General features: G+C 58.6%; 19 protein-coding genes. 8 read left to right on the top strand and 11 right to left on the bottom strand.

The window, feature by feature from the left end; all coding sequences use genetic code 11:
* Positions 1-9 precede the first annotated feature (9 nt).
* The gene (locus RDL77_RS17715) at positions 10-1,722 is read left to right on the top strand and encodes an IlvD/Edd family dehydratase (RefSeq protein ID WP_223615344.1); all 1,713 of its coding nucleotides are present in this window, start codon (positions 10-12) and stop codon (positions 1,720-1,722) included.
* Positions 1,723-1,735: 13 nt separating this feature from the next.
* Here RDL77_RS17715 and RDL77_RS17710 read toward each other — a convergent pair whose 3' ends face one another.
* Entirely contained in the window at positions 1,736-2,422 is a 687-nt protein-coding gene (locus tag RDL77_RS17710; protein ID WP_288194011.1) for a FadR/GntR family transcriptional regulator, read from the bottom strand.
* A 152-nt stretch (positions 2,423-2,574) separates the two neighbouring features.
* On the opposite strand from RDL77_RS17710, the gene RDL77_RS17705 reads away from it, so the two are divergent.
* From RDL77_RS17705 to RDL77_RS17690, 4 genes are all read left to right on the top strand, one after another.
* Positions 2,575-3,879 carry an MFS transporter gene (locus RDL77_RS17705; RefSeq protein ID WP_288194009.1) on the top strand — a complete coding sequence of 435 codons (1,305 nt, stop codon included), beginning with the start codon at positions 2,575-2,577 and terminating at the stop codon, positions 3,877-3,879.
* Positions 3,876-4,811, top strand: a complete 936-nt coding sequence (locus RDL77_RS17700) for a dihydrodipicolinate synthase family protein (protein ID WP_288194007.1) — start codon at positions 3,876-3,878, stop codon at positions 4,809-4,811. The genes RDL77_RS17705 and RDL77_RS17700 overlap by 4 nt, the downstream gene beginning before the upstream one ends.
* A gap of 42 nt (positions 4,812-4,853) precedes the next feature.
* Positions 4,854-6,152: an MFS transporter gene (locus tag RDL77_RS17695; protein WP_288194005.1), complete on the top strand. Its 1,299-nt coding sequence runs from the start codon at positions 4,854-4,856 to the stop codon at positions 6,150-6,152.
* 271 nt (positions 6,153-6,423) lie between these two features.
* A complete protein-coding gene (locus tag RDL77_RS17690; RefSeq protein ID WP_288194003.1) occupies positions 6,424-7,194 on the top strand; it encodes a pyrroline-5-carboxylate reductase in 771 nt (256 codons plus the stop codon).
* 82 nt (positions 7,195-7,276) lie between these two features.
* Here the strand turns inward: RDL77_RS17690 and doeB are convergent, their stop codons facing one another.
* From doeB to RDL77_RS17640, 10 genes are all read right to left on the bottom strand, one after another.
* Complete coding sequence (gene doeB / locus RDL77_RS17685; RefSeq protein ID WP_288194001.1) at positions 7,277-8,284, bottom strand: N(2)-acetyl-L-2,4-diaminobutanoate deacetylase DoeB; 1,008 nt, start codon at positions 8,282-8,284, stop codon at positions 7,277-7,279.
* A gap of 5 nt (positions 8,285-8,289) precedes the next feature.
* On the bottom strand, positions 8,290-9,471 hold the full coding sequence (gene doeA, locus RDL77_RS17680) for an ectoine hydrolase DoeA (protein ID WP_288193999.1): 1,182 nt from the start codon (positions 9,469-9,471) through the stop codon (positions 8,290-8,292).
* Positions 9,472-9,494: 23 nt separating this feature from the next.
* Positions 9,495-10,487 (bottom strand): ectoine utilization protein EutC, encoded by a 993-nt coding sequence (gene eutC / locus RDL77_RS17675; protein ID WP_288193998.1) that lies wholly within the window; start codon positions 10,485-10,487, stop codon positions 9,495-9,497.
* Positions 10,475-11,476, bottom strand: coding sequence for a hydroxyectoine utilization dehydratase EutB (gene eutB, locus RDL77_RS17670; protein WP_288193997.1), 1,002 nt, complete (start codon positions 11,474-11,476; stop codon positions 10,475-10,477). Before eutB ends, eutC begins: the two co-directional genes overlap by 13 nt.
* Before the next feature lie 6 nt (positions 11,477-11,482).
* Positions 11,483-12,262 (bottom strand): ectoine utilization protein EutA, encoded by a 780-nt coding sequence (eutA, locus tag RDL77_RS17665; protein WP_288193995.1) that lies wholly within the window; start codon positions 12,260-12,262, stop codon positions 11,483-11,485.
* 1 nt (position 12,263) lies between these two features.
* Positions 12,264-12,926 carry an ectoine/hydroxyectoine ABC transporter permease subunit EhuD gene (ehuD, locus tag RDL77_RS17660; RefSeq protein WP_223615333.1) on the bottom strand — a complete coding sequence of 221 codons (663 nt, stop codon included), beginning with the start codon at positions 12,924-12,926 and terminating at the stop codon, positions 12,264-12,266.
* A 1-nt stretch (position 12,927) separates the two neighbouring features.
* Positions 12,928-13,587: an ectoine/hydroxyectoine ABC transporter permease subunit EhuC gene (gene ehuC / locus RDL77_RS17655; protein WP_288193992.1), complete on the bottom strand. Its 660-nt coding sequence runs from the start codon at positions 13,585-13,587 to the stop codon at positions 12,928-12,930.
* A gap of 80 nt (positions 13,588-13,667) precedes the next feature.
* Positions 13,668-14,513: an ectoine/hydroxyectoine ABC transporter substrate-binding protein EhuB gene (ehuB, locus tag RDL77_RS17650; RefSeq protein ID WP_374042741.1), complete on the bottom strand. Its 846-nt coding sequence runs from the start codon at positions 14,511-14,513 to the stop codon at positions 13,668-13,670.
* A 52-nt stretch (positions 14,514-14,565) separates the two neighbouring features.
* The gene (gene ehuA / locus RDL77_RS17645; protein WP_288193991.1) at positions 14,566-15,387 is read right to left on the bottom strand and encodes an ectoine/hydroxyectoine ABC transporter ATP-binding protein EhuA; all 822 of its coding nucleotides are present in this window, start codon (positions 15,385-15,387) and stop codon (positions 14,566-14,568) included.
* 123 nt (positions 15,388-15,510) lie between these two features.
* A complete protein-coding gene (locus RDL77_RS17640) occupies positions 15,511-16,896 on the bottom strand; it encodes a PLP-dependent aminotransferase family protein (protein ID WP_288193989.1) in 1,386 nt (461 codons plus the stop codon).
* 85 nt (positions 16,897-16,981) lie between these two features.
* Between RDL77_RS17640 and RDL77_RS17635 the strand changes: the two genes are divergently transcribed.
* The 3 genes from RDL77_RS17635 to RDL77_RS17625 all read left to right on the top strand — a co-directional run bounded on the left by RDL77_RS17635 (position 16,982) and on the right by RDL77_RS17625 (position 20,497).
* Positions 16,982-17,473, top strand: coding sequence for an Lrp/AsnC family transcriptional regulator (locus tag RDL77_RS17635; RefSeq protein WP_288193987.1), 492 nt, complete (start codon positions 16,982-16,984; stop codon positions 17,471-17,473).
* A gap of 126 nt (positions 17,474-17,599) precedes the next feature.
* Complete coding sequence (locus tag RDL77_RS17630; protein WP_288193985.1) at positions 17,600-19,093, top strand: NAD-dependent succinate-semialdehyde dehydrogenase; 1,494 nt, start codon at positions 17,600-17,602, stop codon at positions 19,091-19,093.
* A 24-nt stretch (positions 19,094-19,117) separates the two neighbouring features.
* A complete protein-coding gene (locus RDL77_RS17625) occupies positions 19,118-20,497 on the top strand; it encodes an aspartate aminotransferase family protein (RefSeq protein WP_288193984.1) in 1,380 nt (459 codons plus the stop codon).
* The last annotated feature ends 8 nt before the right edge of the window (positions 20,498-20,505 follow it).

Below are 20,505 nucleotides of genomic sequence, written 5' to 3'. Positions count from 1 at the left end.
GCATTTATCATGACGAAGAGACGATCCCAGCATTGGTTTGGCGGCAACGGCAAGGATGCATTCATCCATCGCAGCTGGATGAAAAATGGCGGATTGCCGGATGATGCCTTTGATGGCCGTCCGGTGATCGGTATCTGCAATACATTTTCTGAATTCACGCCGTGCAATGCGCATTTCCGCGGTCTCGTCGAACATATCAAGGCGGGCGTGCTGGAGGCGGGCGGGTTGCCGCTGGAATTCCCCGTCTTCTCCTGCGGCGAATCCAATCTGCGGCCAACGGCGATGCTGTTTCGCAATCTGGCGTCGATGGACGTCGAGGAATCGATCCGGGGCAATCCCATGGACGGCGTGGTCCTCATGGCAGGCTGCGACAAGACCACGCCATCCCTGGTCATGGGCGCGGCATCCTGCGACCTGCCGTCCATCGTGATATCGGGCGGCCCCATGCTGAACGGCCGCTTCAAGGGAAAGCAGATCGGTTCGGGAACGGATGTGTGGAAATTCTCGGAGGATGTCCGGGCAGGCGTCATGAGCGAACAGGAGTTTGCCAATGCTGAAAGTGCCATGTCCCGGTCGCCGGGACATTGCATGACCATGGGCACTGCGTCGACAATGGCATCGATGGTTGAGGCATTGGGAATTGCCCTGCCGGGAAATGCCGCCTATCCGGCGGTCGATGCGCATCGCGCACGCCTTGCCCGCATGACCGGGCGCCGTATCGTTGAGATGGTGCATGAAGATCTGCGGCTTTCGGCGATCTTGAAGCGCGAGGCGTTTGCCAATGCCATCCGGATAAACGGGGCTATCGGGGGCTCGACCAATGCCGTCGTTCATCTGCTGGCCATTGCCGGACGGATCGGTTGCGAATTGTCACTCGACGATTGGGACAGGTTCGGCCGCGACATTCCCACCATCCTTGATCTCATGCCGTCGGGGCGTTTCCTGATGGAGGATTTCTGTTACGCAGGCGGACTTCCGGCCGTCATGAAAGAGATAGCTGCCCTGATCGAGCTTGATGCAATGACCGTCACCGGCAAAACCGTGGGCGAAAACATTGCCCAGGCGGAAAATTTCGATCCGGAAGTTATCCGTCCGACGGAAAAAGCTTTGACGGCGCAAGGCGGCATAGCTGTGTTGCGCGGCAACCTTGCGCCCTCGGGCGCGATCATAAAGCCCTCCGCTGCATCGCCTGAACTCATGCGCCATCGCGGGCGTGCCGTGGTTTTTGAAGACATCGACCATTACAAGGCCGTCATTGACGATCCGGCGCTGGATATTGACGAAACCTGCATCATGGTACTGAAGAATTGCGGCCCCAAGGGGTATCCTGGAATGGCCGAGGTCGGCAACATGGCTCTGCCGCAGAAGCTGCTGCAGAAGGGCGTGCGCGACATGGTGCGTATCTCCGATGCTCGTATGTCAGGGACGGCATTCGGGACGGTTGTCCTCCACGTCGCACCGGAAGCGGCCGTCGGCGGTCCGCTGGCCCTGGTGCGCAACGGCGACTTCATCGAACTCGACGTCGAAGCACGCAAACTTCATCTGGATGTGTCTGACGCTGAACTGGACCTGCGCCGTCAGTCCTGGCAGGCTCCTGTCCCGGCTATGGAAGGCGGGTACCAGCATCTTTATACAGAGCGTGTTCTGCAGGCTGACCGCGGGGCTGACCTTGATTTTCTGGTGGGGTGTCGCGGTGCCGGGATACCGCGTGAGAGCCATTGAAGCTTCGCTCGCTTCAACCGACGGACTGCAGAAACCCCGTGGTATGCTGCAGGACCTTCTCCATATTGGCGCGTGCGGCTTCGGGATCGCCGCGCGCTATCGCATCGGCAACCTCGCCGTGATTGTCGAGGTTGTGGGTGAATGTGCCAACCGTATGGGGAAAAATGGCATCGAGAATGGACTCGATCGTCTGGCGCAGGCTCTGCAAAACAGGGTTGTGCGTTGCGTCCAGAATTGCGAGATGGAACTGCTTGTCGGCGAGTATGGCCTCCTGCGGTGATGCGCGGCCTGTCTTCATCCGTTCATAGGCTGCGACGATCTCCGCGCGCTGTTTCTGCGTTGCCCGCAGGGCGGCAAGAGCTGCAGCGCCAGGCTCGATGATCTGCCGTGCCTCGGCGAATGCCAGGAGATCACTCTTGGCGGCCTTGCCGTTTGCCAGCCAGCTGATGAGCTCGCCATCCATCCACATCCACTGCTCACGCGGGTTGACATGGGTTCCATGTCGCTGGCGCACGGTCACCAGGCCTTTGGCCGACAGGATCTTGGTGGCTTCGCGAATGACGGTACGGCTGACCTCGTATTCTTGCTCAAGCACCGTTTCCGAGGGCAGGAGTGCCCCGGGCGCAAACTCGCCGCTTGCGATGCGGGCCCCGAGCGCTGCCACTACAATCCGGGTTCGGTTCGGCTTCCGGATTCTCATGGCTTTTACCTCATCGACCAATTGTTGCGTGCTTCATCACCCATACACAATCGGGGTGGAACTCCAAAAAAGTTTCTTGCCTATCAAACATCATATGTTAAACGTATGATGTTTGATAGGCCGCTTGGGAGAGCGGCTCTGGGGAGGAATAAATGACTGCTTACAACACGTCCGACGCGATCAGGCGCGTCAACCGACGCATTTTGCCCTTTGTGATGCTGCTTTATCTGGTCGCCTATATCGACCGGTCGAACATCTCCGTAGCGGCATTGGGGATGAACGCGGAATTGCAACTGACAGAGCGCATGTACGGGATTGCGGCTGGCCTGTTCTTTGCCACCTACATCGTCTTCGAAATTCCCAGCAATATCGCGCTGACGCGATTTGGCGCACGCCGGTGGATCGCCCGCATCATGGTAACATGGGGAATCATCGCCGCAGGCATGGCGCTGGTAACAAGCGCTTACCAGCTTTACGGCATGCGGCTTCTGCTGGGCGCAGCGGAAGCCGGGTTTACACCGGGGATCATCTACTACCTTGCCAGATGGTATCCATCGAGGGATCGCGCCCATGCCATGTCGTTCTTCTATATCGGCGCCGCCCTTGCTTCCGTTGTCGGCTTGCCTCTTTCAGGATTGCTGTTGAATGCCCACGGTGTACTGGGCGTTTCGGGCTGGCGGTGGGTTTTCCTCATCGAAGGCGTACCGGCCATCCTGTTGGGTTTCCTGGTTCTCAGGTTCCTGCCGGACCGGCCCGCCGATGCACGCTGGCTGACGCCGGAGCAGCAGAGCGGTCTGGAACAGGCGATCCAGAGCGAACAGGCGGCGGTTGTATCACACAAGACCTCGTGGGTTGCAGCGTTTGCTGATATGCACATCTGGTTGCTGGCGGTGTTCTGGCTGCTGCAGGCCTTCGGCACAATCGGGTTGACACTTTTCATGCCTTTGATCGTCAAAGATCTGTCGGGCAGCAACAATCTGATCGTCAGTCTGCTTTCAGCAGTGCCATTTGTTGCAGCCTGCATTTTCATGTTTCTCAATGGCCGGCATTCCGATGCGACCGGCGAAAGAGCTCTGCATCTCGGCCTTCCTCTTGTCGCATCAGGCGTTGCGATCATCGCGGCAATCTTTTCCGGCGACATCTATGTCCGCTACGCCTTGCTCGTTCTTTCTGTTGGACTGAACTGGGCGGTCATTCCGATATTCTGGGCTGTCACCACGGAATATGTATCCGGCGTTGCCGCTGCTGTCTCCATCGCGTTGATCAACGCCCTTGCGAATGTCGCCGGTCTTGCTCTGCCACCGGTTATCGGCAGCATCCGGCAGGCAACAGGCAACTATAATATAGCCTTGGGCCTTGTTGCTGCTGCGCTTGTCATCGGCGGGATATTGGGCATTGCCCTTGCACGCCGTGCTCGTTCCAATCTGCCATTGCCTATTCTGGGGAAACAATTTTGAACGCTACATCCAATGATTTTTCCGGCATCCACGCCATTTTGTACGCCTTCTTCAATCGGGACGAAAAACTCGATCGCCAAGCCATGCGCAAGCAGACCGAGATTGCCATTTCGACCGGCGTGCAGGGTATCGCCGCGCTTGGGTTGGCGACGGAAGTCGCCAAATTGACCGAACATGAGAGGCGGACGGTTATGGATTGGCTGGCCGAGGACAATGCCGGACGCCTGCCGCTGGCCTTTACGATCTTCGGCACGTCTGTTGCCGAACAGATCGCGCAGGTGCGCCATGCCGAACGGGTGGGGGCGAACTGGGTTATCCTCCAGCCGCCCATTGCCGGAAGCTTCAATGCACAGGAATACATAGCCTTTTTCGGAAGGGTGGCCGATGCCACGTCATTGCCCGTCGCCATACAGAATGCGCCGGCATTTCTGGGCCGCGGCCTCGGGGCAGCGGATATGACGGCTCTTACCACGCGTCACCCCAATATCCGCCTGCTGAAAGCCGAGGCATCGGCTGTGGATGTCGAAACCCTCATTCAGGCGATAGGCACCAGCGTTCCGGTGTTCAATGGCCGCGGCGGACTTGAACTGATCGATGGGCTCAATGGAGGCTGCGCCGGCTATATCCTTGCGCCGGACATCATCGATTATGCCGTACGGGCCTATAAGGATTACAGGTCCGGCAATCTGGCATCGGCGGAAGACACCTATGCGCAGATGCTGCCCGCCGTGGCGTTTGTCATGCAGGGAATCGAACATTTGATGTGTTACGGCAAACGCCTCTTCGCCGCACGGGCTGGGATCGAGGTTTTCGACCGAGCTCCGGCGATGCGCCCGACCGCCTTCGGTGAGCGGCTGGTGCAGCTTCACGCCCGGCGCCTCGGCCGGTTCGGACAAACACCAGTAACAGACGCCCAGCAACAGCCGGCCTGATGGATTCGGCTGCTTCACCCACAATGCCTCTTGGAGAATATCATGGTCGTAGAAAAACAGCTGATAAGCAAGATATCGTGGCGCTTGATGCCATTCCTCGGCATCCTCTATCTGATCGCCTATATCGATCGGCAGAATGTCAGCTTTGCCAAACTGCAGATGGTCGATGCTCTCGGCATGAGCGAGTATGCCTATGGGCTTGGAGCGTCGCTGTTTTTTATCGGCTATTTCATCTTTGAAGTTCCAAGCAACCTGTTTCTGGAAAAATTCGGTGCGAGCCGATGGTTCGCCCGAATTCTCGTCTCATGGGGCCTGGTGACCATAGCGCTGGCATTCACGCAGAGCGCCGGCATGTTTTACGTCCTTCGTTTTCTGCTGGGTGTGTGTGAGGCCGGCTTTTTCCCCGGCGTGCTTTATCTGATGACGCTGTGGTATCCAGCGCGTTATCGCGGTGCAATGGTCGGTCTCTTCATGATATTCAGTGCCGTTGCCAATGCCATCGGAGCGCCGCTTGGCGGATCGTTGTTGGCCATGGATGGCCTTCTTGGCCTCAAAGGCTGGGAATGGGTATTTCTTGTTACCGGCGTTCCCGCGGTGATTGCCGGGATCGTGACGTGGTTCTATCTGGACGACCGGCCGGAAAAGGCAACATTCCTGACAGCAGCGGAAAAGGATTGGCTGAAAAAGCGCATCGACGACGAGAATTCAAATCTCGGGACGGAAGGCGGCCATGCATTCAAGGCGCTCCTTGACCCGCGTGTCCTGCTCATGTCGGTATGTTTCATCGGCTTTCCGCTCTCGGCCTATGGTTTGAGCTATTGGTTGCCAACCGTTCTGAAAAGCTTCGGCATCGGCAATGTTGCCAACGGTTTTCTGAACATCATTCCCTGGGTGGTGGTGTCTGTGGCGCTTTATGTCGTGCCGCATATGGCGGCGCGGGCACGCTGGCAGACACCCTACATCGTCGTACCAGCCTTTTTTGGCGCGATCTGCCTGGTCTTATCTGCCGTGATTTCCAATCAGACGCTGCAGTTTGCTTTTCTTTGCCTTGCCGCCGGTGGAATATTCGCCGGGCAACCCGTGTTCTGGAGCATGCCCTCGCGGTTTCTCAGAGGCGCCGGCGCGGCAGCAGGGTTGGCCGCGATCAATTCGGTGGGCAATCTGGGCGGGTTCATTGCCCAAAACGTCGTGCCATGGATAAAGGATGCGACGGGCAGCACGATTGCACCGATGTTCTTTCTCGCGGCATGTTTGACGGTGGCGGGATGCCTTGTATTCATCGTCGAGCGGCTGATTTCTCGGGGTGAAGAGCAGTCTCAAGAAAGCGCGAAAATTTCATGAAGCGGGTTCGGACCCTGGTTGGCCCACCCGGTTGGTCAACGAAGATTGGAGACCGGTTCAGTCGACAGCGTCAACATATCAACTTCAGGCAGCCGCAGCACTGACAAACCAACAATTCCTGCTTTGCTTGAGGGCGATGTGCTGTTGCCGTGGATGGATGTGGCTGGACCCACCTCCGAGAGACCATTAGTCTGTCAATGTTCGCCATAGCGGGTTTCATTTGATTGACCACTGTGGACGCGATAACGCAATGCGAATGAGAGGGAAGCTCATGAGACTGGGATTCATCGGATCCGGCGCGATAACTGAGGCGGTCGTGACTGGCCTAATGAAATCAAGATCCGATGTCGAAACCCTTGTTGTCTCGCCTCGCAGTTCAAGCGTCGCTGCCCGACTTGACGAGATGTTTCCGATCGTGCGCGTAGGAAAAGACAATCAGGATGTGGTTGACAGCACCGACATCGTGTTTCTTGCGGTAAGACCGCAAATTGCCGAGGAAGTAATCGGGGAACTCAGATTTCGCGACGATCAACATGTGGTGAGCTTTATTGCCGCTATCCAAATCGAAGCGCTTGCCAGGTGGATTGACGCGCCCGTCACGATTACCCGGGCAATTCCTCTTCCTTTCGTGGCTGATCTACAGGGCGCCACAGCCATATATCCGCCTCATGACCAGATAGCTGATCTGTTTTCTTCGTTGGGAACCGCAGTTCAGGCAAAAGATCTCAAGCAGTACGATCTTTTTGGCGCAGCGAGTGCGTTGATGGGCACATATTTCGGCCTGTTGGAAACAAGCGCCCGCTGGCTTGAAGCGGAAGGAATGTCCTATGACCAAGCGAGCACCTATTTAAGGCAGCTGTTTGGGGGCCTGTCCCACGCAACGGGTGCAGCGGAGGCGCGATCGTTCGAGGCGATGGCGTCCGATTTTTCGACAAAGGGCGGTCTGAATGAGCAGGTCTTGACGGAGTTTGCCGAGAACGGCGGCACACAGGCTCTGACGCTGGCTCTTGAATCCGTGCTCAAACGCATAGAGCAGCGATAATGTGTGCCGAACAGCTGCCGCAGGCAAAGTGACGTTGCAGCGCACAGGAACCACCGCAGGATGTACCACGGTGGCAAGTCACCTATTCGATGACTGCAATCACTGCGGCACAGTCCCCGGCATTGACCAATCCGGGAAAATGCCGGGCGGCAAGAATCCCTGAAAGTTGGGCCTTGATCTCCGCTGGCGCTGCTCCGGTTCGGCCGATGGGATAGATACGGGCGATGACCTGGCCCGCGGTGACCGGATCGCCAAGATCGGCCATCGTTTCGATCATGCCGGCATCTTCGGCGAACGAGAAACAGTCTGCCGAGGGCATGTCGATCCACCGTGTTTCATGCAGCTCGACATCACCGCTCAAAATACCGGTATGCCGGAGAAAATTGCTGACGCCGCGCTTGGCAATGCGGATTGTTTCGGCGCTGGCGGTGCCGCCCCCGCCAAGTTCGGTTGTAACGAAGGTCTTGCCCAGTTCTTCAACCGTGGTGTCGTACATGCCGACCGCATCGATCTCCAGCATCCGCATGGACCAGGGCGCCGAGAACGCCTTGACCGCATCGAAACCACGCGCTTCCTGGGCCTTGTCAAGCAGGACGTGAGCGGCGGCGAACGGCAGGAAATCGAGTGTCTTGCCGCCCGAATGAAAATCCAGAACCACATCGGCGCGGGGCAACAGCTCCCGCGTGAAATAGTCGGCGATCTTCTGCGTGACGGTCCCGTCGGGCCGCCCCGGGAAACTGCGGTTCATGTTGCCCTTGTCAATGGGCGAAGTGCGTGTCCCGGCGCGGAAGGCCGGATAGTTCATGGCGGGGACGATGATCACAGTGCCGTTGACCTCTTTCGGGTCGAGCGTGCGCGCCAGATCCGAGAGAGCGATTGGTCCTTCGTATTCGTCGCCGTGGTTCCCGCCCGTCAAAAGCGCTGTCGGACCCTTGCCATTGCGGATGACCGCAATGGGAATCATGACCGACCCCCAAGCGGAATCATCCCTGCTGTAAGGCAGGCGCAGGAAGCCATGCTGCACGCCGTCCCTGTCAAAATCGACGGTCGGCGTGATGGGGGATGGGGCTAGAAGATTAGCTGATGTCATGGGTGTCAATTCTTCACAAAAAGCTGCCGGGGCACGTTGGCAAGACATTCGACGCCGGTTTCCGTGATCAGGATGCTTTCGGTGATCTCGAGACCCATGGTTTCAAGCCAGAGACCGGTCATGAAATGGAATGTCATGCCCGGTTCCAGCACGGTTTTGTCCCCGGGGCGCAGGCTCATGGTGCGCTCGCCCCAATCCGGCGGATAGGAAATCCCGATGGGGTAACCCGTGCGGTTGTCCTTGACGATGCCGTATTTCCTGAGCACGCCGAAAAAGGCATTGGCAATGTCTTCGCAGGTATTGCCCGGTTTGGCGGCGGCAAGCCCTGCTTCCATCCCCTCAAGCGTCGCCTTTTCCGCATCCAGAAATGCCTGGGTTGGTTTGCCCAGGAAAACCGTACGGGACAGCGGTACGTGGTAGCGGTTGAAGCAACCGGCGATTTCGAAGAACGTGCCTTCGCCGCTCTTCATGGGCTGGTCATCCCAGGTCAGGTGGGGGGCAGATGCGTCCGCTCCGGATGGAAGCAGCGGCACGATGGCCGGATAGTCGCCGCCGAATGCATTGGTGCCGCGAATGCCGGCATCGTAGATTTCGGCAACGAGATCGCATTTGCGCATGCCGACTTCGATTTTGTCGACGATCCGCTGGTGCATGAGTTCGACAATGCGTGCGGCCTTGCGCATATAGTCGAGCTCTGTCTTGCTTTTCACGGCGCGCTGCCAGTTGACGAGTGCGGTTCCATCGACAAACCGGGCATTGGGCAAATGTTTTTGCAACGAGGCGAAGGCTGCTGCCGTGAACCAGTAATTGTCCATCTCGACGCCGATGGTCTTCTTGCTCCATCCGCGCTCGTCCAGAAGTTTTGACAGAAAATCCATCGGGTGACGTTCAATGGATTGAACGTAGTGATCGGGATAGCCGACGATATTGTCGTGCTCGAGATAGGCGGTACGCTTCGCGCCGTTCGCATCCTGCCCGCGGCCGTACCAGATAGGTTCGCCTTCCGGTGGAACGATCACTGCCTGATGCACGTAAAACGACCAGCCATCATAACCCGTCAGCCATGCCATGTTGGAGGGATCGCTGCAGATCAGTACGTCGATGCCCTTTTTCTCCATGGACTTGCGGGTTTTTGCCAGCCTATGCGCAAACTCGTCGCGGCTGAACTTCAGATTGGGCTCGGTCATTCTGGTTTCCTCACTTTCGAATATCAACTTTCAAACGCCGTACCGGCACCGGCCCTTTGGGCACGGTCACGGGCAAGCGTGGCAATGGCTGTGTCTTGGACGCCGGTACCGGTCAGATCGGCAATGGTGATCGCATGGTCCGATTGCCGGCCGGCGCTGGTGCCGGCAATGATGGCACCGAGTTCCGGAAAGGCCTGGTTCTCGGGAATAAGGCCTGCGGCTATGGCGTGATGGAGTTCGCCCAGCCGCCGCGTCTGTTTCAGGCTGTCGGCCACATAGAGATCGGCAAACCGGATAACGGCCGGATCAATTTCGTTCTTGTGCTCGGCATCGGACCCCATTGCGGTCACATGCTGACCGGGTTCCAGCCACTCCGCCCGAAGCAATGGCTTCTCGGATGGCGTTGTCGTGACGATGATATGGCTCCCTGCGACGGCTTTCGACGGATCGCTTTCAACAAAGATCCGGATGCCAAGCTCTGCCCGTATATTGGCTGCGGTCGCTTCGGCTTTTTGCGGATCACGCGCCCACAGGCGCGCTTCGCCAATAGGACGAACCAGTGCCAGTGCCTTGAGCTGCAGTTGTGCCTGCACACCCGCACCGAAGATCGTTGCAATGCTTGCGTCCTTGCGGGCGAGATATTTCGCTGCCACTGCTCCGGCGGCCGCTGTGCGGACATCCGTCAGATAGCCGTTGTCGAGCAGCAAGGCTTCGACCAGTCCCGTCTTGCTGGAGAACAGCACCATCATGCCGTTGACGCTGGGAAGGCCGATCTGGGGATTGTTGAAAAAGCCGGGGCTGATCTTGATCGCAAAGGCATCGATACCGGGCACATAGGCGGTTTTGACATCCACTTCGCCGCGATGTTCGGGGATGTCGAGCCGCAGGATCGGCGGCATGGCAACGGCCTTCGTAGCAAGGGCTTCAAAGGCAGCTTCGACGCATGCAACCGCATCCAGATCGAGAGAAACGATGCGGCGCAGTTCGGCTTCGGTGAGAATGGTCATGCGGGACATGGCACGGCCTCCCCTGTGTGATATCCGGCGACAATGCGGCGGTGCTGGTCCATGTCGATATTGCGGCCGGACAGCAGGGCGATCACCGGTCCCTGCAACCGGATCTTGCCCGCAAGAAGCGCTCCGATACCGACGGCCGCCGCGCCTTCGATGATTTCCCGCTCCTGCGCGTAGGCGTGGACGATGCCCGCCGCTATTTCTTCTTCAGAGAGCAGCACGACCTCATCGACGAGCGCGCGCACCATCCCGAAGGTCACGCTATTGTTGAGGCCGATGCCGCCGCCGAGGGAATCCGCCAGGCTTTGCCGTTCCACAACGTTGACGGGGTGACCGGCTTTCAGGCTGGCGGCCATTGCCGCGCCGTTCTGCATGGAAATGCCGATGATCCTGGTTTTTGGCTTCAAGCCTTTGATTGCCGCAGCAATCCCGGCGATGAGCCCGCCGCCGGAAAGCGGGACGAGAACGGTTTCCACGTCCGGCACGTCCTCGACGATCTCCAGTCCAATCGTTCCCTGACCGGCAACGATAGCCGGGTCGTCAAACGGCGGAACCATGACGAGACCGTCCCTTGCGACGATCTTCTCGACTTCCTCCTGGGCCTCATCCTGCGACGTGCCGACAATCCGGATTTCCGCGCCGAGCTTGCGGATCTCATCCACCTTGTTGCCAGGCACAAGGTTCGACATGCAGATAACGGAGCGAATGCTTTGCAGCCCTGAAGCATAGGCGAGGGCGCGGCCGTGATTGCCGGTTGACGCGGTGACAACACCGCGCTGTCTTTCATCCGGTGACAGGCCGTTCAAGGCGTTAAGGGCGCCCCGCAGCTTGAATGCTCCGGTGATTTGCCGGTGTTCCAGTTTGAGATGGACGGGCAGTCCCATTCGTTCGGTCAGGCTTGCCGAGGGAACCGCGGGGGTGCGCAGGATGTGCGGTGCAATCACGGCGCGGGCTGCCTTGATCTCGGTCAGGGTGACGAATGTTCGGGTCATGCTGATTTACCAGGCAGCCATGGGACGGGTCATCAACTGTCCCAGTTCCGGTCGTGGTTGATTTTCGCCGCACAGACGCAATGTTGCCCATGCCGTGGCGAGATTACTTGTGACAACGGGTTTGCCGATCACTGCTTCGATCTGCGGGGCGGCGATGGCGGCGCGCAATGCGGTGCAGGATATGAACAGGGCATCGCAATCCGGAGCCGTGGCTTCAGTTGCTGCTGCTACGAGCGATGCGGGCTTGATGCGTGCCATTTCCCGGTCGTCTTCAAGGCCGAAACAGGTGAAGCGGGCAATATCGAAACCCTTGGCCTGGAAATAAGCCAGCATCGGGGTACTTGTCTCGACGGTATACGGCGTAAGCACACTGATCCGGCGGGCGCCGAAGGCATTGAGACCCTGAACGGCGGCGAGCGGCGGAGTAATGACCGGCACGCCCGGCTTGGCGGCCTTGATCGCGGCCTCGACCGCATCGTCGCCGATAACCACCGATGCGGAGGTGCAGGAATAGCAAATCGCGTCGAGATCCTCGTCGGGCAGGATCAATCCGGCCCCAACCGTCAGTCCGGGCTGCATGCGACGCAGATTCTCCGGTGTCGTCGGATTGGCATAGGGGATGCGCGCCGTATAGAGCCCGATCGTGTCGCTGGCGACCATGCGCTGAAAGTCCGGTTCCGTCGTGTGATCCGTGGCCAGGATCACGAGACCGATGCGCCTGGCAATGGGGCGGTCATCGAAGCCAAGCGGCGTCATCGTCTGGGTGACCTTGATCGGAATACCCATATTATCTCTCCTCGATCTGCCCATAGCGGCGTTCGAGCCAGCGCAGGGCAATGACGGACACAAGACTGATCACCAGGAAGAATGCGCCTACCAGCGTGATCGGCTCAATGTAGCGATAGTTGTAATTGGCGATGCTGCGCGCCTGGTTCATCAGCTCAAGCACGGTGATGGCGGAAAGCAACGGCGTTTCCTTGAACATGGCGATGAAGTAGTTGGCGAGTGCGGGGATCATCGGCGGCAGGGCTTGCGGCAGAATGATCCGGGTCCAGGTCTGGAACGCCGAGAGATTGCAGGCGCGGGCAGCTTCCCACTGGCCGCGCGCCACGTTGTCAATGCCACCGCGATAGACCTCGGCCGTATAGGTGCCGTAATGCAGGCCAAGACCGATGACGCCGGCGACCAGCGGTGAAAGGGTAATGCCCGCGTCGGGCAGCACGTAGAAGATGAAGTACAGCTGCACGAGCAACGGCGTGCCGCGAATGAAGTCGGCAAGAAAGCCAACCGGTTTCGAGACAAAGACATTCTTCGAGCGGCGCAGGATGGCCAAGCCAAGGCCGATAATGGCAGCAAGCACCGATCCCAGAAGGGTTGCCAGAATGGTGATCTTCACGCCCTCGATCATGGTCGGAAGAATTTCGACAACAAAGGCCCAATCCCACTCCATCTCAGGACCTCACGCCGTCAAGGCCGCGGGTCAGATAACGCTCCAATCCGCGGATCGAGGCGGAGATGACCGACGACATAAGGAAGTAGAGAACGAGAATGGTCAGGAATGGCATCAATGTGCTGCCTGTCTGCGCGCGCACGACCTGCGCCTGGAACGTCATGTCCGAAAGTGAAATCAGTGACACCACGGCGGAGGCCTTCAAAAGCTCAATCGCATTGTTGCCAAAAGTTGGCAGCATCAGCACGAAGGCCTGCGGCAGAATGATATGGCGCAAGCTCTGCCAGCGGCTGAAGTTCAGCGCAATGCACGCCTCATACTGTTCCCGGCCGATGGACTTGATCGCGCCGCGTACGACTTCGGCGCCGTAGGCTCCCACGTTGAGACCCAGCGCCAGAACACCTGCCTGCAGCGGTGTGAGCGAGAAGCCGAGCAGCGGCAGCACGAAATAGGCCCAGAAAAGCTGGACAAAGATGGATGTGCCGCGAAAGAATTCGATATAGGTGGTGGCCAATGCGCGCACAGCCCGGAAGCGCGATATCCGGCCGAGCCCGGCGACAAAGGCCATGATCAGCGCAAGCACCGACCCCATCAGGGTCAGCTTGATCGTAACCAGCGCCCCTTCCAGAATCAGCTGTAAGTATCCGGCCCATTGGCCCATCGGTCATGCTCTCATTCGTGACGGAAATTGCGGGTGATCACTCCGGTTTCAACACCGGAGTGATCGTGACAGGGTGTGTGTCAGCCGGCGCAAAGCTTGTCGCGCGTGGTTGACATGGCAGCCTTGGCGGAGAAGCCGTAGGGTTCGACAATCCTTGCAAATTCACCTGATGTCTTCATCTCGGCGAGGACCTTGTCGAACTCGTCACGCAGGGTGGTCTGGTCTTTGCGGAAGGCAGCACCATCGCAATAGACCGGTGCGTTGACGACGGGAGCGAAGACTTCGACATTCGGATCATTGGCCTTCTTGACCAGATCGTTGATCGAAAGAACCGGCAGGGAATACACATCGATACGCCCGTCCTGCAGCATCTTGATGCCGCTCTGGCCATCGGGGACAACGATCACGCGGTCACGCGGCACACCGGCTTCCAGCGCCAGCCGCTCTTCCGTGCCGCCACCGGGCGCGCCGATCGTCGCTTTCGCATCCACGGCGATATCCTTGTAGCTCTTGAAGCCCTTGGGGTTACCCTTCTTGACCAGAAAAGCTTCGGCATCGCACAGGATCGGCTCGGAATAGGCAACGGCCTTGCAGCGCTCCGGTTTCATGAACAAGCCGGCTGTCACCACATCATGACGTCCTGCCTGAAGGCCCGGGATCATGGCTCCATACTCGGAAATGGAGGCGACCACGTCGGCGACGCCGAGCTTCTTGAAGACGGCCCGGGCGACATCAGGGCCCGCGCCGGACACCGTGCCATCCGGCTTGACCGCGGTGAAAGGTGGTTCATTGGCAATGGCAATGCGGGCAAAGCCCTGCGCTTTCAGTTTGTCGAGCGCTTCATCCGCTTTTGCAGGCATGGAAAGCGCCATGGCGGACAGTGCAATCGCTCCGATCGACGCACTCATTGTTTTCAAGTTCAACATGTTCCCAACTCCTCAGTTTTCTTTGTTTTAAGGTGTGCAGGTGCCGCCCCGGTCAAACCCTGTGACCGGCGGCGATGATCTTTTTCAGGAATGCCTGCGTGCGTTCCTGTTTGGGATGGCGGAAAATTTCGTCGGGTTTGCCATCCTCGATGATCTTGCCCCGGTCAAAGAACAGGACCCGATCGGCAAATTCGTGGGCAAACCCCATTTCGTGGGTGACGAGCAGCATGGTCATGTCCGTTTCCTCGGACAGACGCCACAGGACGTTGAGCACTTCCTCGACCAGTTCAGGATCCAGTGCTGATGTCACTTCGTCAAAAAGCATGATCTTGGGTTGCAGCGCCAGGGCACGGGCAATGGCAACACGCTGTTTCTGCCCGCCCGACAGCTGCGAAGGCATGGATTTGGCCTTGTCGGCAAGCCCGACCATCTCAAGCAATTGCATGGCCTGCTCTTCGGCCTGCCTGCGCGGCGTGTTTTTCGTCAGCATGGGTGCCAGCGTCACGTTATCGAGAACGCATTTGTGGGGGAACAGATTGAAGAGCTGGAACACCATGCCAATCTGGGCGCGCATTTTGTGCAGATGGTTCTCGTCAGCCGGTTGTAGGCCGCCATTCTTCTGCATCCGGTAGAGATTTTCGCCTGCAACGCGAATATCGCCGCTGTCGATGCCTTCCAGTGTCATGAGAATACGCAGGATCGTGGTCTTGCCGGAACCGGACGGTCCTATAAGTGCCAGCTTCTCACCCGGCGCGACATTGAATGACAACTGATCAAGAACCTTGAACGCGCCGAAGCTCTTGCTGATGCCGTCGATCTCGATGATCGGCGGCTGAGCCGTGGTTGCTGTTCTTGTGTCGTTGATTGGCGGCATGCGTCTCTCCCTCTGGTTGAGACCGGCTATGCCTAAACGATGAGAGACTTATCAAATCATGTCAATTATAAAAATTAAATCATGACAATATAAGTTTTATTGCCATGAAATTGCGCGCTTTGACTAAATGGCGAGCAGCAGGTGTTCGGGATCACCCTGCAGCAGACTTCCGACGACCGTGAGGCCGCGCAGCAATTCCTCTTCCGTGGTGGAGCCGAGGGATATGCGCACGGCCGGTGTCCAGTCTTCCTGCGAAATGCGGAATGATGCACCGGGTGCAATGGCCACATTCTGCAGGCGCGCCTGAGCGACGAAGGTCTCTTCCGTTCGCCCGTCAGTCAGTGGCAGCCAGATGTGCAGGCTTTGCGGATGCGAGCGAAAAAATGTGCCCGAAAGCACCTGGGATGCAATTTCATGTCTGCGCCGCAGAGCTTCGCGCTGCCATTCGACCAGCTCCATGGCCGTGCCGTCCTCAACCCAGCGTGTGGCGATCTCCGCGACCATCGGGGTTGCCATCCAGTTGGAAACGAGGTGGCGGTTGGCGACGGCGGCGACGTAACGGTCGGGTGCCGCGAGATAGCCGATGCGCAAACCGGGTACGACAGTCTTGGTAAAGCTGGTGAAATAGAGGGTCCGCTCTGGAGCCAGTGCGGCAATCGGCGGCGGGCGATCCTCGACCAGGGGGCCGAGTATGTCGCTTTCGACGATGGCAATATCGCGCTTGCGTGCAACCTCGACAATCTGGGCGCGGCGGACCGATCCCATCACCGTGGCATACGGATTGATCGCTGCCGGCTGTACAAATAGCGCGCGAATGCTGGATTCCTTGCACGCGGCGTCCAACGCCTCGGGGATGATACCCTGATCGTCAATGGCGATGCCTTTGAGCGTGAGGCCCAGATAGGAGGCGAGTGGCACAAGGGTATGGTGCCCGGTGGCCTCGGTCGCAATCATTGAACCGACAGGCGCAACGCTCATGATCGCGACTGTCATCGCAGCGGTCGCGCCGTTGGTAATGCTGATATTCGAGGCAGGGACATCAAGGCCGCACGCGCGCAGCCATTTGACTGCAGTGGTGCGGTGGCGTGGGAAAACCACGTTCGGGCGGAACGACAGGGCCGAACTTGCCGGCAGGGTTTCGGACAGCCAACCCAGCGCCTTCTTCAAACGCTCATGATGCATTTTCTCGCAGACAGGCTTGAGAATTGAAAGATCAATCACTTCGCCGAGCCGTTCCGGCAGATAGGGTTGATCGATTTCGCGCCGCTGCGCCTTGACGAAACTGCCGCGCCCGGTTTCGCCAGAAAGCATGCCGCGGCGAATGAGTTCCTCATAGGCGCGGCTGACCGTCTGCACGGACAGGTGCAGATCCTCTGCCATCTTCCGGTGGGTCGGCAGGCGGGCGCCTGCTTCCAGCGTGCCGTCACCGACGGCGCGCGCAATCTGGTCCGCCAGGGAGAGATAGGCGGGGCGGGTGAGTGAACTGATATCGGGTCGCCATAATGTCATGATTTTAGATTGATTGAAATCAGGTCAATTGACAATGAGAAAAACACAAGGCCATGATCAATCCACTCTTTGAACTGGAACAGTGATGGGCGCACCAAGGCTTGACGCAATCGACATCCGTATTCTCGACGCCATCCAAAGGGACGGACGGATCACCAAACTCGCCCTTGCCGAACGTGCTGGTATCTCTCCGACGCCGTGCTGGACAAGGCTTCGCCGGCTGGAAAAGGCGGGGATTATCACAGGCTACCATGCGCGCCTGGCTCTCCGGCTGGTTGCGCCGGTTGCCAGCATTCTGGTGGAAGTCACTCTTGCATCGCACAGGCAGGCGGATTTCGAGCGGTTTGAGCGGGCGATCAAGCTTTTGCCTGAGGTGACCTCGTGCTGGTCGGTTGGCGGCGGCGTCGATTACATTCTGAAAATTGTCGCCCGGGACATCGATGCCTATCAGCGGCTGATTGATGATCTGTTGCAGCGGGAGCTCGGTATCGACCGGTATTTTTCCTACATCATCACCAAGACGGTGAAAGAGGAAACGGCTTTGCCTGTGCATGACCTGATCCAGCCGGAAGGCTGACACTCCGGTCCATCTCTCCAAATCAGGTGGCTCAATCAGACAATCTCTCTCTGCGGGCGGCGCATTACAGTTACTCTCTCCAGACGGGATGGGCGAGCATCGCTGGATATTCTCAGGGAGAGCCCGATGTCTGCCCATTTCGCAAGACCCGAACGCCATGATGGACTTGACCGCCTGCAGGACCGCAGGATGTTGCGCGATCTTGGCTATATTGATGGCCATTGGAGCTCAGCCAAAGGTGGGCAGACATTCGAGGTGCGTGACCCGGCATCGGGAATGCCGGTGGCATGGGTCGCCGCTCTCGGTCCGCAGGAAACGTCTCTTGCCATCGATGCGGCGTCACGCGCGTTCCGTTCATGGCGCTCGTTGCTGCCGCAACAGCGTGCTGCCGTTTTACGCAAATGGTACGATCTCGTTCTGGCGGCAAAGGAAGATCTCGCGCTGATCATGACGCTCGAGCAAGGCAAGCCGCTGGATGAGTCGTGCGGAGAGATCGAATACGCCGCATCCTTCATCGAGTTCTACGCGGAGGAGGGGAAGCGGCTGAACGCGGAAGGCGTGACCAGCCACCTGCCCGGTGCGCAGATGATGGTCAGCCGTGAAGCGATTGGCGTTGTCGGCATCGTCACCCCGTGGAATTTCCCGTCTGCCATGCTGACCCGCAAGGCAGCTGCTGCTCTTGCGGCCGGTTGCACCGTTGTCGCGCATCCCTCATCCGAGACGCCGTTGTCAGCCCTTGCCCTGGCGGAACTGGCAGAGCGGGCCGGGGTGCCAGCCGGTGTTTTCAATATCATCACCGGCAAGGCAGCACCTATCGTCGAGGCGCTTTGTGCCGATCCGCGTGTGCGGGCCTTGAGTTTCACGGGCTCGACCGAGGTCGGACGTCTGATTGCAGCGCAGTGCGCACCGACAATGAAGAATCTCGTCATGGAACTGGGTGGACACGCGCCCCTGATTATCTTTGCCGATAGCGATATTGATCGCGCCGTGGAAATTGCGATCGGTGCAAAGTTTGCCACTTCTGGCCAGGACTGTCTGGCGGCCAATCGCATTTATGTGGAGCGGTCGGTGCATGACGTTTTTGCTGCTGCGTTTGCCCGGAAAATTGCGGCGTTGAAAGTGGCATCCGGTCTGACGCAAGGTGCGGAAATCGGCCCGTTGATGCACGAAAAGGCCGTGCAGAAGGTCGAAGAACAGGTGCAGGACGCGCTCGGTCGCGGTGCAGAGTGTCTTGCCGGCGGCAAGCGTCACGCAGCCGGCCCTCTGTTTTTTCAGCCGACGCTGCTGACCAATGTTCCCGACACCGCGCTGATCATGCGCGAGGAAACATTCGGACCGGTGGCCGCTGTGACCGTGTTTGATGACGAGGATGAGGTCATCCGCCGTGCCAATGATACGGAATATGGTCTTGTGGCCTATGTGGTTACCCGCGACGGCCAGCGCATGCTGCGTCTGGGCCGGGCGCTCGAATATGGCATGGTTGCGATCAACCGGGTGAAAATCACCGGTGCACCCATCCCCTTTGGCGGCGTGAAGCAATCCGGTCTCGGACGGGAAGGATCGCGCCACGGCATCGAAGCCTTCACCGAACTCAAATATCTCTGCCTCGAAGCAAGCTGAGGCAAAAAATCAGGAGCAATAGACATGTTGGACCGTTCGAACGAGCTGAACGCCTGGGACCGCGATCACTTTTTCCATCCCTCCACCCATATGGGCACCCATGCCCGCGGCGAAAGCCCGACGCGGGTGATAAAAGGCGGCGAAGGCGTGCATATTTTTGATGTGAACGGCAGGAAAAGCCTTGATGCCTTTGCTGGGCTCTACTGCGTCAATGTCGGATACGGGCGGCAGGAAATAGCCGACGCGATTGCGCAGCAGGCCAAAGAGCTTGCCTATTATCATGCCTATGTCGGCCATGGCACCGAAGTCTCGATCAAGCTGGCCAAGATGATCATCGACCGGGCGCCGGAAGGGATGAGCCGGGTTTATTTCGGTCTTTCCGGGTCCGATGCCAACGAAACCAACATCAAGCTGATCTGGTACTACAACAATGTGCTTGGACGGCCGGACAAGAAGAAGATCATTTCCCGCTGGCGCGGCTATCATGGCTCAGGCGTCATGACGGGAAGCCTGACGGGTCTCGACCTCTTCCACAATGCCTTCGACCTGCCCCGGGCACCGATCCTGCATACGGAAGCGCCGTATTATTTCCGCCGGGAAGACCGCTCGATGAGCGAAGAGCAGTTCTCCCAGCACTGCGCCGACAAACTGGAGGAAATGATCCTTGCGGAAGGGCCCGAGACCGTGGCGGCATTCATCGGCGAACCGATCCTTGGCACCGGAGGCATCGTGCCGCCGCCTGCCGGGTACTGGGAGAAAATACAGGCCGTTCTCAACACATATGATGTGCTTCTGGTCGCCGATGAGGTTGTAACGGGTTTTGGTCGTCTGGGCACCATGTTCGGTTCCGATCATTATGGCATCAAGCCTGATCTGATCACGATTGCCAAGGGCCTGACCTCGGCCTATGCGCCGCTCTCCGGCGTCATCGTCGGAGACAAGGTCTGGCAGGTTCTGGTGCAGGGCTCGGACAAACTCGGATCACTCGGTCATGGATGGACCTATTCGGCTCATCCGATCTGTGCCGCTGCCGGCGTTGCCAATCTGGAACTGATCGACACGCTGGATCTCGTGACCAATGCAGGAGAGACCGGCGCCTATTTCCGCAACGCACTTACCGAAGCACTGGGACATCATCCCATCGTCGGCGAGGTGCGTGGTGACGGCATGCTGGCTGCGGTTGAATTCGTCAAAGACCGGGACGACAGGGTGTTCTTTGACGCGTCGCAAAAGGTCGGCCCGCAAGTTGCGGCAGCACTGGCGGAACGCGGTGTGATCGGGCGGGCCATGCCGCAGGGCGATATCCTCGGATTTGCGCCTCCATTGTGTCTCACGCGGGACGAGGCGGATATTGTCGTCAACGCGGCCGTTGCGGCTGTCGATGCCGTTGCAAAGGCGCTCTGAGGTCCGGG

Origin of the sequence: uncultured Phyllobacterium sp. (assembly GCF_902479695.1) — a bacterium.
Classification (GTDB): Bacteria; Pseudomonadota; Alphaproteobacteria; order Rhizobiales; family Rhizobiaceae; genus Phyllobacterium; species Phyllobacterium calauticae.
The sequence above is the reverse complement of the archived record's forward strand: the minus strand, read 5'-3'. Positions and strand labels throughout refer to the sequence as shown.

Coding starts and splice junctions, on each gene's coding strand:
- ehuB (WP_374042741.1), bottom strand. CDS start 14,513: ATGTTGAACTTGAAAACAATGAGTGCGTCGATCGGAGCGATTGCACTG.
- RDL77_RS17705 (WP_288194009.1), top strand. CDS start 2,575: ATGACTGCTTACAACACGTCCGACGCGATCAGGCGCGTCAACCGACGC.
- RDL77_RS17625 (WP_288193984.1), top strand. CDS start 19,118: ATGTTGGACCGTTCGAACGAGCTGAACGCCTGGGACCGCGATCACTTT.
- RDL77_RS17640 (WP_288193989.1), bottom strand. CDS start 16,896: ATGACATTATGGCGACCCGATATCAGTTCACTCACCCGCCCCGCCTAT.
- eutA (WP_288193995.1), bottom strand. CDS start 12,262: ATGGGTATTCCGATCAAGGTCACCCAGACGATGACGCCGCTTGGCTTC.
- ehuA (WP_288193991.1), bottom strand. CDS start 15,387: ATGCCGCCAATCAACGACACAAGAACAGCAACCACGGCTCAGCCGCCG.
- ehuD (WP_223615333.1), bottom strand. CDS start 12,926: ATGGAGTGGGATTGGGCCTTTGTTGTCGAAATTCTTCCGACCATGATC.
- eutB (WP_288193997.1), bottom strand. CDS start 11,476: ATGACCCGAACATTCGTCACCCTGACCGAGATCAAGGCAGCCCGCGCC.
- RDL77_RS17710 (WP_288194011.1), bottom strand. CDS start 2,422: ATGAGAATCCGGAAGCCGAACCGAACCCGGATTGTAGTGGCAGCGCTC.
- RDL77_RS17695 (WP_288194005.1), top strand. CDS start 4,854: ATGGTCGTAGAAAAACAGCTGATAAGCAAGATATCGTGGCGCTTGATG.
- ehuC (WP_288193992.1), bottom strand. CDS start 13,587: ATGGGCCAATGGGCCGGATACTTACAGCTGATTCTGGAAGGGGCGCTG.
- RDL77_RS17715 (WP_223615344.1), top strand. CDS start 10: ATGACGAAGAGACGATCCCAGCATTGGTTTGGCGGCAACGGCAAGGAT.
- RDL77_RS17630 (WP_288193985.1), top strand. CDS start 17,600: ATGTCTGCCCATTTCGCAAGACCCGAACGCCATGATGGACTTGACCGC.
- eutC (WP_288193998.1), bottom strand. CDS start 10,487: ATGTCCCGCATGACCATTCTCACCGAAGCCGAACTGCGCCGCATCGTT.
- doeA (WP_288193999.1), bottom strand. CDS start 9,471: ATGACCGAGCCCAATCTGAAGTTCAGCCGCGACGAGTTTGCGCATAGG.
- RDL77_RS17690 (WP_288194003.1), top strand. CDS start 6,424: ATGAGACTGGGATTCATCGGATCCGGCGCGATAACTGAGGCGGTCGTG.
- doeB (WP_288194001.1), bottom strand. CDS start 8,284: ATGACATCAGCTAATCTTCTAGCCCCATCCCCCATCACGCCGACCGTC.
- RDL77_RS17635 (WP_288193987.1), top strand. CDS start 16,982: ATGGGCGCACCAAGGCTTGACGCAATCGACATCCGTATTCTCGACGCC.